General features: G+C 69.3%; 11 protein-coding genes. 7 read left to right on the top strand and 4 right to left on the bottom strand.

Going from position 1 to position 13,560, the window contains the following annotated elements; genetic code table 11:
- The first annotated feature begins 89 nt into the window (after positions 1 to 89).
- The 5 genes from K338_RS0108975 (at position 90) to K338_RS21535 (ending at position 6,803) form a co-directional block, all read left to right on the top strand.
- Positions 90 to 2,351, top strand: a complete 2,262-nt coding sequence (locus K338_RS0108975) for a beta-xylosidase/alpha-l-arabinosidase (protein WP_245542931.1) — start codon at positions 90 to 92, stop codon at positions 2,349 to 2,351.
- Complete coding sequence (locus tag K338_RS0108970) at positions 2,348 to 3,328, top strand: ABC transporter permease (protein ID WP_022917838.1); 981 nt, start codon at positions 2,348 to 2,350, stop codon at positions 3,326 to 3,328. The genes K338_RS0108975 and K338_RS0108970 overlap by 4 nt, the downstream gene beginning before the upstream one ends.
- Entirely contained in the window at positions 3,322 to 4,254 is a 933-nt protein-coding gene (locus K338_RS0108965) for a carbohydrate ABC transporter permease (protein ID WP_022917837.1), read from the top strand. The genes K338_RS0108970 and K338_RS0108965 overlap by 7 nt, the downstream gene beginning before the upstream one ends.
- A gap of 65 nt (positions 4,255 to 4,319) precedes the next feature.
- Positions 4,320 to 5,993 (top strand): ABC transporter substrate-binding protein, encoded by a 1,674-nt coding sequence (locus K338_RS0108960; RefSeq protein ID WP_027286629.1) that lies wholly within the window; start codon positions 4,320 to 4,322, stop codon positions 5,991 to 5,993.
- A gap of 117 nt (positions 5,994 to 6,110) precedes the next feature.
- A complete protein-coding gene (locus K338_RS21535) occupies positions 6,111 to 6,803 on the top strand; it encodes a DUF624 domain-containing protein (RefSeq protein ID WP_022917835.1) in 693 nt (230 codons plus the stop codon).
- A 71-nt stretch (positions 6,804 to 6,874) separates the two neighbouring features.
- Here K338_RS21535 and K338_RS0108950 read toward each other — a convergent pair whose 3' ends face one another.
- Complete coding sequence (locus K338_RS0108950; protein WP_022917834.1) at positions 6,875 to 8,995, bottom strand: RecQ family ATP-dependent DNA helicase; 2,121 nt, start codon at positions 8,993 to 8,995, stop codon at positions 6,875 to 6,877.
- On the opposite strand from K338_RS0108950, the gene K338_RS26405 reads away from it, so the two are divergent.
- Together K338_RS26405 and K338_RS0108945 are read left to right on the top strand one after the other, a co-directional pair.
- The gene (locus tag K338_RS26405) at positions 8,985 to 9,107 is read left to right on the top strand and encodes a hypothetical protein (RefSeq protein WP_281166612.1); all 123 of its coding nucleotides are present in this window, start codon (positions 8,985 to 8,987) and stop codon (positions 9,105 to 9,107) included. The two genes, K338_RS0108950 and K338_RS26405, sit on opposite strands and share 11 nt — an antisense overlap.
- Positions 9,108 to 9,116: 9 nt before the next feature.
- Positions 9,117 to 9,824 carry a M50 family metallopeptidase gene (locus K338_RS0108945; RefSeq protein WP_022917833.1) on the top strand — a complete coding sequence of 236 codons (708 nt, stop codon included), beginning with the start codon at positions 9,117 to 9,119 and terminating at the stop codon, positions 9,822 to 9,824.
- Between the two features lie 87 nt (positions 9,825 to 9,911).
- Here the strand turns inward: K338_RS0108945 and K338_RS24415 are convergent, their stop codons facing one another.
- From K338_RS24415 to K338_RS0108925, 3 genes are read right to left on the bottom strand one after another with little or no spacing between them, the layout of a single operon-like run.
- Positions 9,912 to 11,312 carry an acyltransferase domain-containing protein gene (locus tag K338_RS24415; RefSeq protein WP_022917832.1) on the bottom strand — a complete coding sequence of 467 codons (1,401 nt, stop codon included), beginning with the start codon at positions 11,310 to 11,312 and terminating at the stop codon, positions 9,912 to 9,914.
- Positions 11,309 to 11,587 (bottom strand): hypothetical protein, encoded by a 279-nt coding sequence (locus tag K338_RS0108930; RefSeq protein WP_022917831.1) that lies wholly within the window; start codon positions 11,585 to 11,587, stop codon positions 11,309 to 11,311. The genes K338_RS24415 and K338_RS0108930 overlap by 4 nt, the downstream gene beginning before the upstream one ends.
- Before the next feature lie 43 nt (positions 11,588 to 11,630).
- The gene (locus K338_RS0108925) at positions 11,631 to 13,202 is read right to left on the bottom strand and encodes an HNH endonuclease signature motif containing protein (RefSeq protein ID WP_022917830.1); all 1,572 of its coding nucleotides are present in this window, start codon (positions 13,200 to 13,202) and stop codon (positions 11,631 to 11,633) included.
- Positions 13,203 to 13,560: the final 358 nt, after the last annotated feature.

Raw genomic sequence — 13,560 nt, 5'->3', positions numbered from 1 at the left:
ACGGAGACCGCACGCGCCCGGGGCTGCCGGGGCCCTGGACAGACGCGAGCCTCTCGCCGCGTGAACGTGCGGCGGCTCTCGTCTCCGCGATGACGCTGACCGAGAAGGTCAGCCAGCTCGTGGGCCTGTGGGTCGGTGCCGATGCCTCCGGTGGTGATGTCGCCCCGTACCAGGGGGACATGACCCAGCACGGACCGGGCTTCGCTGAGGTGATCGTGGACGGTCTGGGTCAGCTGACCCGCCCGTTCGGCACTGCTCCGGTCGACCCGCTGCTCGGCGCGCAGTCCCTGGCACGAGCGCAACGGCAGGTCATGGCCGCCAACCGGTTCGGCATCCCCGCTCAGGTGCACGAGGAGTGCCTGGCAGGGTTCGCCGCCTGGGGCGCCACCGCCTACCCGGTGCCACTCTCCTGGGGCGCCGCCTTCAACACCGACCTGGTCGAACAGATGGCGGCCGAGATCGGCGCCTCGATGCGCTCGGTCGGTGTGCACCAGGGTCTGGCGCCGGTGCTCGACGTCGTCCGGGACTACCGGTGGGGCCGAGTGGAGGAGGCCATCGGAGAGGACCCGTACCTGGTAGGCGCAATCGGCGCAGCCTATGTGCGCGGACTGGAAGGTGCGGGCGTGGTGGCGACGCTGAAGCACTTCGCCGGCTACTCCGCCTCGCAGGCGGGGCGCAACCACGCCCCGGTCTCCGCCGGCCCACGGGAGATGGCTGAGGTGTACTACCCGCCGTTCCTCACTGCGCTGCGGGAAGGTGGCGCTCGTTCGGTGATGAACTCCTACGCCGCTGTGGACGGCGTACCGGCTGCCGCCGACCCGCGACTGCTCACCGACCTGCTCCGCGAGGACTGGGCGTTCGAGGGAACAGTGGTCGCCGACTACTTCTCGGTGGCCTTCCTGCGCTCCCTGCAACGAGTTGCAGCCACTGACGGGGAAGCTGCAGCGCTGGCACTGACCGCCGGCATCGACGTCGAGCTGCCATCTGTGTACGCCTACGGCGAGCCGCTGGTCGAGGCCGTCCGCTCCGGTGCGGTCGCCGAGGAGCTCGTCGACCGGGCGCTGCTGCGCGTACTGGTGCAGAAGGTGGAGCTGGGTCTGCTCGACCCGGACTGGCATCCCGAGACCCACGGCGCACCCGACCTGGACACCACCGGCCAGCGCGAGACCGCTCTGCAGCTGGCCCGCGAGGCCGTGGTCCTGCTCAGCAACGACGTCGGCGCCCTGCCGCTGGGGGCAGGCGGCAGACTCGCCGTCGTCGGCCCGCTCGCCGACGACCCGTACGCGATGCTCGGCTGCTACTCCTTCCCGACGCACGTGGGCACCCACCACCCGGAGGCCGGGATGGGAATCGACATCCCCACAGTGCTCGGGGCCCTCCGGGAGCACCACGACGGCCCGATCACGCACGCGCCCGGCTGCACCGTCTCCGCACCGGGACGGGAAGGTTTCGAGGCCGCCGTCGCCGCCGTGTCCGAGGCAGACGTAGCAGTGGTGGTGGTTGGTGACCGGGCCGGTCTGTTCGGCCGGGGCACCTCCGGCGAGGGCTGCGACGCCCCCGACCTCAGGCTGCCTGGTGAGCAGCAGGCGCTCGCAGAGGCCGCGATTGCCACCGGAACACCCGTCGTCGTGCTGGTGGTCTCCGGCCGCCCCTACGCACTCGGCGCCCTCAGCGGAGCGGCGGCGCTGGTGCAGACGTTCTTCCCCGGGCAGCGCGGCGGTCAGGCGATCGCTGAAGTCCTCACCGGCGCGGTGAACCCGTCCGGGCACCTGCCGGTGTCGATCCCGCGCCATCCTGGTGCGCAGCCTGCGACCTACCTGGCGCCCACCCTCGGCCGCGCCACTGCCGTCTCCAACCTCGACCCCACGCCATTGTTCGCGTTCGGGCACGGCCGCTCCTACCAGGAGCTCACCTGGGGTGAGGTCACCTGCAGCGAGCACGAGTGGGCCGTCGACGGCGAGATCACCGTGCACGTGCAGGTCACCAACGAGGGGCGCAGCGAGGCGAGCGACGTCGTCCAGGTGTACCTGCATGATCCGGTCGCGCAGGTCGCCCGGCCGGAGGCGCTGCTCCTGGCCTTCCGGCGCGTGCGGCTGGCTCCGGGGGAGAGTGCCGAGGTCACCTTCCGGGTGCATGCCGACCTCGCCTCCTACATCGACCCGGACGGCAGTCGGATCGTCGAGCCCGGACCGGTCACGCTGCGCGTGGCCCGGTCGAGCGTCGACGTGCACACCGAGGTGCCGGTGACCATCGTCGGCGACGTGCGTCGTCTCGGCTCCTCGCGGCGGCTGCTGGCCCGCACCGCAGTGGGCACCGGCGGCCGGACACCCCAGGAGGTGACGGTGGGATGAACGCGACGAAAGTCGAGACCCAGGAGCTCGTCGTCGAGCTTGACGCGGTGGAACGGCCGCCGGAACCGGCACGCAAGAACACCTGGCGCCGCGCACTGAAGCGGGACTGGCGCCTCTACACGTTCCTGATCGCACCGGTGATCTTCCTGCTGATCTTCCGGTACCTGCCGATGGCGGGAAACGTCATCGCCTTCCGCCGGTTCCGCCCGGGCAGCTCGATCTTCGGTGACGAGTGGGTGGGCCTGCACTACTTCGAGATGTTCATCGGCAACGAGCAGTTCTGGAACGTCTTCTGGAACACGGCGATCCTCGGCGGGCTGACCTTGCTGATCTGCTTCCCGCTGCCGATCGTGCTGGCGCTGCTGCTCAACGAGCTGCGCTCGCGCCGGTTCAAGCGGGTGGTGCAGACCATCTCCTACCTGCCGCACTTCCTGTCCATCGTGATCGTCGCCGGCATCGTGTTCCAGCTGACCTCGCTGGACGGGACGATCAACCAGATCGTCACCGCGATCGGCGGAGATGCGATCCCGTTCATGCAGCTGCCGGAGTGGTTCCGCACCATCTACGTCTCCTCGGAGGTGTGGCAGACCGTCGGCTGGGGGACGATCCTGTACCTCGCGGCCCTGACCACGATCGACGGCCAGCTCTACGAGGCGGCCCGGATCGATGGGGCGAACCGGTGGCAGCAGACCTGGCACATCACACTGCCAGGGATCCGGCCGACCATGGTGGTGCTGCTCATCCTGAACATCGGCTCGTTCATGGCGGTGGGCTTCGAGAAGGTGCTGCTGCTGCAGAACCCGCTGATCTACTCCACCGGTGACGTCATCTCCACCTACCTGTACCGGGTGGGTATCCAGTCCGCGCAGTTCTCCTACGGCACCGCGATCGGACTCTTCGAGGCACTGATCGGCCTCGTCCTCGTGCTCTCCGCGAACTTCGTCTCGCGCCGACTGGTTGGAGCCTCCCTGTGGTGACCGAGCTCTCCAAGACACCGGACATCCTTGCCGTCCACAGCGGCGGTGCGATCAAGGACAGCCGCTCCTACCGGGTGTTCCGCGTGGTCAACGCCGTGGTGCTGACCGGCGTGTGCCTGGTGACCCTCTACCCGTTCGTCAACCTGATCGCCAAGTCCTTCTCCTCCGAGGGGCAGATCGCGGCTGGGAACGTCAATCTCATCCCCCGCGGCTTCAACACCACCACGTTCCAGGCGGTCCTGACCGACTCGATGTTCTGGACCAACTACAAGAACACCGTGGTGTACACGGTGGTGGGCACGCTGATCGCGATGGCGATCACCAGCACCTACGCCTACGCGATCAGCAGGACACAGCTCAAGGGCCGGACGTTCTTCATCGGTATCGCCGTGTTCACGATGTTCTTCAACGGCGGTCTGATCCCGAACTACATCCTGGTCGCCAACTTCCTCGGCTGGCGGAACAGCATGTGGGCCGTGGTGGTACCCACAGCACTGAGCATCTTCAACCTCCTGGTGATGAAGTCGTTCTTCGAGAACTTCCCTACCGAGCTGGAGGAAGCGGCGACGATCGATGGCCTGACCACCTACGGCGTCTTCGGGCGGATCGTGCTGCCGCTCTCGAAGGCCGTGCTGGCCACGATGACCCTGTTCTACGCCGTCGGACTGTGGAACTCCTGGTTCACCGCGTTCCTCTACCTGGACGACAAGTCGCTGTTCCCGGTGACGGTGTACCTGCGCAACCTGATCGCGGCTGCGACCGGGTCGCAGGAGATCACCGGAGGCGCTGGCACAGACGCCGTCCAGATCGGCGCGAACATCCAGTCGGTGACGATGCTGCTCACCGTGCTGCCGATCATCTGCCTCTACCCGTTCCTGCAGAAGTACTTCGTCTCGGGCGTGATGCTCGGCTCCGTCAAGGGCTGAGGGCACCGCCCGCACCATCCCCCGGACGTCGACCGACGGCGCCAGCACCAGAAGGAGAGAAACACATGGCACTCACTCGTACCCGCATGACGGGGGTAGCGGCACTGGCCGCGACCGCCCTCGTGCTGACCGCATGTTCCTCCGGAGGTGATGAGAGCAGTGGCGGCAGCCCTGAGGGTGGCGATGGATCGGTCACCATCGACGAGGAGCACTCCGTCGGCGCGATGGCGGACTATGACGTCGGCACCACCTTCGAGGCGACCGAGCCGGTCAACTTCTCGCTGCTGTACCGCGACCACCCGAACTATCCGGTGCAGGAGGACTGGTCGGTCTTCGAAGAGCTCGAGGAGAACCAGAACGTCACCTTCGACCTGACGACGGTGCCGGCCGCGGACTACGACCAGAAGAAGGCCCTGCTGGTCTCCGCCGGAAATGCCCCGGAGATCATCTCGGTGACCTATCCGGGCCAGGAGACCCAGTTTGTGAGCGGTGGCGCCATCCTGCCGGTCTCCGACTACTTCCAGTACCTGCCGAACTTCTCCCAGAAGGTTGAGGAGTGGGGTCTGCAGGACGAGCTGGAGACCCACCGGCAGTCGGACGGCAAGATCTACCAGCTGCCTGGTATCCGCGAGGTTCCGGATGTGCAGTACTCCGTGGCCATCCGTGAGGACCTCTGGGAGAACGCCGGCATCACCGAGGATCCGGCCACGTGGGAGGAGTTCCAGTCCCAGCTCGAGCAGGTCATGGCGGCCAACCCGGACCTGGACTACGCGATGTCCGACCGGTGGACCGACGACAGGACGCTCGGCTCGTTCCTCAACGTGATGGCACCGACGTTCGGCACCGCCGCCGGCTGGGGCTACAGCAACACCTGGTACGACCACGATGCCGGGGAGTTCGTCTTCACCGGCAGCTCTGAGGGCTATCACCAGCTGATCAGCTACGTGGCCGGGCTCGTCGAGGACGGGCTGCTCGACCCGGAGATCACCCAGAGCGACGACCAGGCGGTGCAGAAGTTCATCTCCGGGGAGACCGCGGCGATCTCCGCCAACACCCAGGTGATCAACGAGTACCGGACCGAGTTCGCCGACGCCGGCCAGGACGACGTGCCGATCCGGCTGATCACCATCCCGGGCGGCCCGTTCGGCAACTATCTCGCTCGCAGCCAGCTCTCCTCCGGGCTGATGCTGTCCAGCTCGGTCACGGAGAGCCCGAACTTCCTTGCCATGCTGCAGTTCATCGACTGGCTGTACTACTCCGACGAGGGTATCGAGTTCGCCCAGTGGGGAGTGGAGGGCGAGACCTATACCGTCGCCGATGACGGCGAACGCACCCTGGCTGACGATGTGGACTGGAACGGGCTGAACCCTGGAGCCGAGCTGCAGCTGAACGCCGACTTCGGCTACAGCAACGGGGTCTTCCTGCTGGCCAACGGCTCCACCGAAGAGCTCCTGCAGTCGGTGATGTCACCAGAGACCCGGGAGTGGACCCAGGAGGTGCTCGCCATGAACGAGACCCTCCCGGTCGCACCGGCGGCCCAGCTGGACGAGCTCGAGCTGGAGACCACGTCGCTGCTGGACAGCCAGCTGGAGGACGGGGTGCAGGCCGCCACTGCCGCGTTCATCACTGGCCAGCGTTCCCTGGAGGAGTGGGACGCGTACGTCGCCGAGATGGAAGCACTCGGTTCCCAGCAGCTGGTCGACACCTACAACGAGGCGCTCGCCCGGCAGGCCGAGTGACCTGCGCTGCCGCCGGCCGGATGCGCACCGACCCGTCCGGCGGCAGCCCGACAGCAGCGCATGACGGCAGCGCAGGACGGCACCGCATGACCGCACCGACGAGGAGGATGGGCGAAGATGAGTGCGATGGCACGGGCGCAGGAGGCATCGGAGGTCGGACGTGGTCCGCTGTCCCGCGGGGCGGCGGTCGTCTACCGGCTGCTGGTGCTCGAGGTCCTGCTGCTGCTCACCTGCCTGCCCACAGTGGTGGTGCTCCTGCTGCTGGACCGGGACGCCTCCAACCTCCCGCTCGCCGTGCTGGCGTTCCTGCCCGTAGCCCCCGCTCTCGTGGCAGGGGTGGCAGCAGTGCGGGCCTGGCCGAAGGACGACGACCTCGCCCCAGCGCGCCCGTTCCTGCGGGCCTACCGGCGGGACCTGATCGCCACGCTGAGGTGGTGGGTGCCGGCGGTGCTGCTGCTCGCTGTGCTCTCCTTCAACCTGGCGCACCTGGGCGCGGTCGCTGGTGGTGCCGTGCTGCTGCCGGTGCTGCTCGTGATCGCGACCCTGGTGGTGCTGTGGTGCGGACAGATGGTGGTGCTCACCGCCTGCTTCCACCTGCGGACCCGGGACGCGGCCAGGATCGCGGTCGCGGAGGCGGTGCCGCAGTGGCGGTTCAGCCTCGGTGTGCTCGGTCTGCTCGTGGTGGGGGCCGCGGTGCTGCTGGCCTCGGAAATCGTGCTGCTGCTGCTCACCTGGGCATTCGTCGGTCTGCTCGCGCTGACGGCGCGGCCGTTCGTGGCTGCGGTCACGGCGAAGTACACCCGGCGCTGAGCCGCAGCGGCTACGGCGTCACCGGCTGCGGCGGACTGCTCTGACCTGCGCCGACCAGCGGCAGGAGCTGGTCAGGGTAGCTGGTGGATCGCCAGCGGCAGGGTCTGGCTCGCACCGGCGATACCGAGCAGCTGTGCGGCGACGGTGACGGTCCACCGGGTGCGGATGGTGTCGTCCACGAGCAGCACCGGACCGGACAGCTCTACCCCAGGGACCGCCTTCATCCCGGCGAGCAGGTCGGTGACCCGGGTGGCGGACGTGGTCTCGTCCCGCGGCGGCGGCCCGCTTACCTCCAGCGCGTGCACCAGCGGCAGCTTGCCCACCCGGGCAAGGTGCTCGGCCACGGACGAGATCAGCTGCGGGTGACGCCGGGAGGGCATCGGCACCACTGCTGTGGGTCGCTGCCACTCTCGCGACCAGCGGGACAGCACCGCCACGCACGCGGTGAGGATCTCCTCGGGGGCCGGCTGGTCCCGGTGCCACAGGGTCGCGAGGGTCTCGGCCCAGGCGGGGTCGTCAGCGAAGGCGATCGCCCGGCCCTCGCCGATGCCGTGGATGCGGCCCTTCACCTGCGGCGTGCGCGGCGGCCACAGCTTGCGCGGCTCCACCCGCACGTCCAGGCCGCGGAAGAATGCCCGCGCCGCGGCCACAGTCTCCTGGGCCGGTCGAGCACCAGGGTCGGGCAACCGGCCGTCGCAGACGGAGCAGCGGCCGCACGGGTGCGGGTCGGGGTCGTCGAGTGCCTGCTGCAGGAACTGCATCAGGCAGCCCTCACCGTGGGCGTACCGGCGCATCAGGTCCGCCTCGGCTGCCCGGACGGCGCGCAGCTCGTCCCACTTGGCAGCGTCGAAGTGCCACTCTTGCCCGGTGCCGACCCAGCCGCCCTCGACCCGGCGCAGTGCACCGTCCACGGCGAGGATCTTCACCAGCGTGCCCAGCCGGCCCGGCCGGATACCGGTCGCGGCGGAGAGCGCAGTCTCCGACACCGGCTCGAGCCAGCCCTTCTGACCGGGCGGAGCACCCGGAACGCGTGCGGCCGCGTTGGCGGCGTCCGGGCCTGGGTCAGCCGTGGGCTGGTTCACCTCGGTGAGCACCTGCTGTGCCTGCTCGGGATCCGGGATACCGGCGGTGGCGAAGTACTCCCAGATCCGTTCGTCCCCGGCGGAGGGTACGAGCACCGCCGTGGCATCCGGCAGTGCGCGACCGGCGCGGCCCACCTGCTGGTAATACGCCACCGGAGAGGCCGGCGAGCCGAGGTGCACGCAGAACGCCAGGTCCGGCTTGTCGTACCCCATACCCAGCGCTGAGGTGGCCACGAGTGCCTTCACCCGGTTGTGCCGCAGCCGGTCCTCGAGCTCCTCGCGGTTCTCGGTGCGTCCGCTGTAGGCGGCCACGTCCAGGCCCTGGTCGGTCAGGAACGCGGTCACCCGGTCCGCCTCGGCCACGGTGAGCACATACACGATCCCGGAGCCGGGCAGGGTACGCAGCGCTTCGGCCACCCAGGCGTACCGCTCCAGCGGGGAGAGACCCGGCACCACGGCCAGCCGCAGCGAGGCGCGAGCCAACGACCCGCGCAGGGTGACGGTCTCCTCACCCAGCTGGGCGGCGACGTCGTGGGTGACCCGCTGGTTCGCGGTAGCCGTGGTGGCCAGCACCGGTGTGCCCGGTGCCAGCTCGAGCAGCGTGCGGGTGAGCCGTTGGTAGTCCGGGCGGAAGTCGAAACCCCAGTCGGAGACACAGTGCGCCTCGTCGATCACCAGCAGCCCGACCTGCCCGAGCAGCTGTGGCAGCCGGGCTGCGAAGCGCGGGTTGGCGAGCCGTTCCGGGGAGATCAGCAGCACGTCCACCTCTCCGGCAGAGAGGGCGCCCAGCACCTGGTCCCACTCCTCGAAGTTCGTGGAGTTGATCGTGGCAGCGCGCAGCCCGGCACGTTCAGCGGCAGCGATCTGGTCCCGCATCAGCGCCAGCAGCGGGGACACCACGAGGGTGGGCCCGGCGCCGCCAGCCCGCAGGGCCGCCGTTGCACCCCAGTACACGGCCGACTTGCCCCAGCCGGTCGCCTGCACCACGAGCACCCGCCGACGGCGGTCCACCAGCTCGGTCACAGCGGTCACCTGGTCCGGGCGTGGGCTGGCGTCGGCACCGGCGGCCGAACGGATGGTGCAGGTGAGGATCTCGGCAGTGGTCGTCATCCCCTCCATCCTGCCCGGCGGCGCCGACATCTGCGGTCAGGCTGTGGACGAGCGGCCCGGTCCCCTCCTGGTGCTGCCCGCCGGGCGGCCAGGCTGGCGTGCCGCGCCGTAGGCTCGAGCTGTGGAGATCTGGTCCGAGGTGGCGGTGCGGGTGCAGCCGACCAGCGCCGTACAGCTGGACCGGACCACCCTGCTGATCATCCTGGCAGTCAGCTTGGCGATCATCGGGATCGCCCCGGTATGGCGAGCAGCCCGGCTCGGGGTGACGTTCGTGCACGAGCTGGGCCACGCCGTCGTCGGTATCGCCTGCGGGCGGACCTTCACCGCCTTCGTGCTTCGTCCGGACGCCTCCGGGCACGCGGTCACCCGCGGCCCGAGCCGGGGCGTGGGGCGGGCGGTGACGACCTGGGCCGGTTACCCGGCCCCAGCGATCGTGGGTGCCGGCCTGGTGGCAGCAGCGCTGCGCGGCTGGGCAGCACCGGTGCTCACCGTGATCCTGCTGATCACGCTGGTGGCGTTGGTCCGGGTGCGTTCGTTCCTGACCGCACTGGTCACGCTGGCCGTGCTCGCCGGGCTGGGCGCGTTGTGGTGGTTGCGCGCTGACGACCTGCAGGCCTGGGCACTGCTGGCGGTCGGCGGGACGCTGGTGGTCGGTGCGTGGCGGCACCTGGGCGCTGTGGTGACCGGACCGTCGAGCGGGTCGGACCCAGCGGTGCTGGCTGCGCTCACCCGGGTGCCGGTCCTGGTGTGGAACGCGAGCTTCGCCCTGGTGTGCGGTCTGGCGACCTGGTTCGTGGTGCTGCAGGTGCGAGCGGTCTGGCCGGGCTGAGGAAGGTGCGCTGGGCGCTCTCGGACTGGACCATCAGGAGCGTGTCGCCGTGTCCGGAGGTGGAGCCGAGGTGTCGGAGCTGGCCGGTCAGCCCTGCCAGCCGTGGCCGCGCAGCACCCGGGCGATGTCCGGACGATGGTAGCCGGGGCCCTTGAGCACCTTGCCGTCCTCGCGCAGCAGCGGCCGGCCGTCGGCGCCGAGCTTGGACAGGTTGGCGTCCTGGATCTCGGCGAGCACCTCGGCCAGCGGGATGCCGCACTCCAGCGCCATCCCGTAGAGCACGTACACCAGGTCGCCGATCGCGTCTGCTGTCTCCACCACGTCCCTGGTGCCGTCGTCGGCGGCGACGGCGCGGGTGTAGGCCTCCGCCATCACCTGCTGCGCGTCCTGGCCGTAGACGGCCCCGACCAGCTCGGCGAGCTCTTCAGCGATCAACGCCATCCGCATCGGCACCCGGTCGCTGTGCAGACTTGGTGGCTGGCTACGGACGGGGACGTAGTAGACCTCGTGGAACACCCGCACGAGGGACTCTGGATCCTGACCCCGGGCAGCGGTGAGCGCGCCACCTGGGTGAGCTCCGCCGTCGGGGAGCGGAAGATGACCGATGCGGCTGTGCCAGTGGCCACCGGCCTGCAGACGTAGCACCACCGCCCGTTGCAGCGAGGTCTGCTGCGGCAGCGCCGCCAGGTCGATGTCCGAGAGGTCGTGGCGGAAGCTGCGGCGGGAGAAGACGAAGAACAGCACGTCCGCATCCCCGGGCCGCGTCTCGTCGGTGAGCTGCCAACGGCGACCGAACGCCGCGATGTTGGAGCCCTCGGGCAGCACCTCAGCCAGCTGCGGGTCCAGCAACCAGCTCGCGCAGTGCAGGCCGCGCAGGGTGAGCTCGGGGAAGTGCTGGGCGAAGAACGGGCCGACCCGCGCGAAGGAGGCGTCCACCACCTCGGGGGCGAACGATCCTGTGCGGGGGATGTGCGCGGAGGCGACGATGCCGTCGTCAGCCTGCTCGATGGTGTACTGCAACCGGCCGAGCCAGTACAGCCGGCCGGTCCAGGCGTTCACCAACCAGTCGTGAGTGTGCACGCCGAACGTGCCGAAGGTGAGCCGGTGCACCGCCACCTGCTGGCCCAGGTCGGACAAGGAACGCCAGGAGATCGCGTCCGGGATGCCGCGGCCCTGGTGGTAGGCGCGGATGTCGGGCACTGTGGCCAGCAGCGTGGGCAGGGCGAGGTCGCGCTCGCCGGCCCACTGGTGCTCGCGCTGCCACACGTGCCCCTCAGTCTCACCCAGCAGGTCGCCGATGCGGGCGCGGACGGCACCGGTGAGCTCGGAGATGCGGGCCAGCGCTGCATCGTCCTGCAGGGTGCGGGCGACACCTGCCAGCAGGTCACGAGCGTCCTGATCGGTGAACCCGAGCAGCACGAGGGTCTCCGGCAGGTCGGCAGCACTGAGCCGGCTACGTACCTGGGCGATGGTCAGGGCGCCGGTCATGTGCTCTCCTCCAGATCGGACGTCGTGGGACTGTCCAGCCGGTCGACCAGCTCCGAGAGGGTGTCCACCGGGGCGTCCACACCGGTGGGGGTGACGGTCTGCCCGAAGGCTCGGGCGGCGGTCCGGGCGGTGCGCTCGCGCTGCTCGGCGGCCAGCTGCTCCAGCTCTGCACTGAGCTCCCCGGCCCGGTCGGCAGCCCCGGGAGCCGTCGGGTCGAGAGCCTCCAGCTCGGTCTGGATCTCCAGCACGCGGCGGCGGAAGGCGACGATGTCCATCGACAGCGAGACTAGCCCTCGGCGCGGTCGTGCGTCGATCGCCCTAGCTGGTGAGGGTCCAGCCGCCCGGTTCACCGGTGGTGCGGTGTGGTGGGGCGTGATCCGGGTTGATGAGGGTGCCGTCGGGTCGGGTGAAGATCCACCGGTGGTCGTGTCGGGTCATGCTGATCGATCGGGTGTCGACGAGTGCGTGGTGGTGGTAGCAGAGCAGTGCGCCGTTTGCGGTGTTGGTGGGTCCGCCGTCGGCCCAGTGGATGCGGGCATGGTGGGATTCGCAGATCACTGGTGGGGCGGTGCAGCCGGGCCAGGTGCAGCCTTTGTCGCGGGCGATGAGGGCTCGGCGTTGGGCGGGGGTGAACAGTCGGCGTTCTCGTCCGTGGTTGATGATCTCGCTCTCGGGTGAGAACAGCACACGGTAGATGCCACCGCAGGTGGCCAGCCGGCGTAGGAGTGCTGGTGGGACGGGGCCGGTGCCGTCGTCGAAGGTGGGTGGTTGTTCGGTGAGTCGGGGTGCCCAGTCGATGCCGGCCAGGTCTGCTAGTGCTGGGGTCTGCCACGAGGCATCGGTGGAGTGTGCGGGTTCAGGGGTGCCCTGGTCGGGTTCGTGAGCGTTGATGAGTAGCTGATCGAGCTCGGCGGCTCCGATGAGCACCCCCAGGTGCGGCCGCACGGAGGCGCGGTTGCCGAGGAGGCCCTGATCCAGAACCAGATGCGCGATATCCGCGAGAGCCTGAGCGCGGCGCTGCTCGCCGGTGCGCTCGTCGTCTGGTGCAGGCGGGCTCATCACAGCGTCCATCGCGGTGCGGATGAGTCGACCGTTCTCCTCGGTGAGGAAGCCGGACAGGTGCCAGCCGTCCAGGGTGCGCACCAGCTCGAGGTATTCGCGTTCTTTGGCTTTGCGGTAGCCGCGTTCATCGGCCTCGGGGTCGGCCACGTGGGCGAAGTGGCGACCCAGACGCCGCACCTGGTCCGGGCGCAGGTGGCGAGCCTGGTCCAGCAGGAAGGTCTCCATGCTCTGCGTCTGGGCGGCGGGCAGATCGTGGTCGGCGGAGCGCCCCTCGGGCCCCTGGTCGCCCTCTGGCGCGTCGCCGGTGCCCAGGGTGCTGTGCTCCTCGGTCTCGACCTGGACTTCCTCGGCCAGGGCAGCCACCCGGGTCGGTGAGGTCAGGGCGGTGGCGGCGAACGCCTGCACCTGGTCCGGCCCGATCTTCCCGGCACGGAGCGCCGCGCCGAACTGGGGGATCTCGTCTCGCAGCTGACGAGCGAGTCGAACTGTGCTCCGTGCGTGAGAATAGGATATTCCGTGGGTGTGGGCCACATAGGAGGCATAGGTGCGGGGATGGAACTCTGAGGCGGCCCACAGGCCGTCAGCTTCTTCGGCTGCGATCCACTGATACCGCTTGGCGGTGAGCCGGGCGCACATCTGGTGCACACGCACACTCGCGGAACCCAGCTCAGGTCCGGTGTGCCGATCGCGTTCGTCCTGGATGTCGCCGCTGACGATGGCGTCACAGAGCGCTTCCAAGGTGGCCAGCTGCGTCGGCAGGTCCGCCTCGAGGAGGTCGCCGACAGGGGTGTCCGGCGCCAGACTGCTGCTCCGGGTCGAGTCTGCCATCGTCGTCCACCTCCTGACGCCCTTGTTGCTTCTTGATCGCGTGCTCGTACAAATATTCTAACGTTGTGCACTGACATCAAGGTCTGCCGACACGCGATCCAGAGTTTTTGTGGATAACGATCTGTTATCCACAAGAGTCGCCGACAGGACCGAAATTCTCCGGAGAATGTCGGTGCTGACTGGTAAGGCCTCCTGCTGTCCGCCCACCCGGGCCGATACCGACGAGCGTGCCGGTACGCGGACGGCCGCCCATGCCCGCGCCCGTCCGCGTAACGTAGGGGCAGACCGTTGTCTTGGTCTGGCGGCTGGTACGGCCAGACCGCCGACAGACCGCTGCCACGGCCAGACATTGCGTGAC

Source organism: Ruania albidiflava DSM 18029, from assembly GCF_000421225.1.
Taxonomy (GTDB): Bacteria; Actinomycetota; Actinomycetes; order Actinomycetales; family Beutenbergiaceae; genus Ruania; species Ruania albidiflava.
This window is presented reverse-complemented; position numbering and strand designations above follow the sequence as displayed.

Coding starts and splice junctions, on each gene's coding strand:
- K338_RS0108975 (WP_245542931.1), top strand. CDS start 90: ATGACGCTGACCGAGAAGGTCAGCCAGCTCGTGGGCCTGTGGGTCGGT.
- K338_RS0108970 (WP_022917838.1), top strand. CDS start 2,348: ATGAACGCGACGAAAGTCGAGACCCAGGAGCTCGTCGTCGAGCTTGAC.
- K338_RS0108960 (WP_027286629.1), top strand. CDS start 4,320: ATGGCACTCACTCGTACCCGCATGACGGGGGTAGCGGCACTGGCCGCG.
- K338_RS21535 (WP_022917835.1), top strand. CDS start 6,111: ATGAGTGCGATGGCACGGGCGCAGGAGGCATCGGAGGTCGGACGTGGT.
- K338_RS0108950 (WP_022917834.1), bottom strand. CDS start 8,995: ATGACGACCACTGCCGAGATCCTCACCTGCACCATCCGTTCGGCCGCC.
- K338_RS24415 (WP_022917832.1), bottom strand. CDS start 11,312: ATGACCGGCGCCCTGACCATCGCCCAGGTACGTAGCCGGCTCAGTGCT.
- K338_RS0108930 (WP_022917831.1), bottom strand. CDS start 11,587: ATGGACATCGTCGCCTTCCGCCGCCGCGTGCTGGAGATCCAGACCGAG.
- K338_RS0108925 (WP_022917830.1), bottom strand. CDS start 13,202: ATGGCAGACTCGACCCGGAGCAGCAGTCTGGCGCCGGACACCCCTGTC.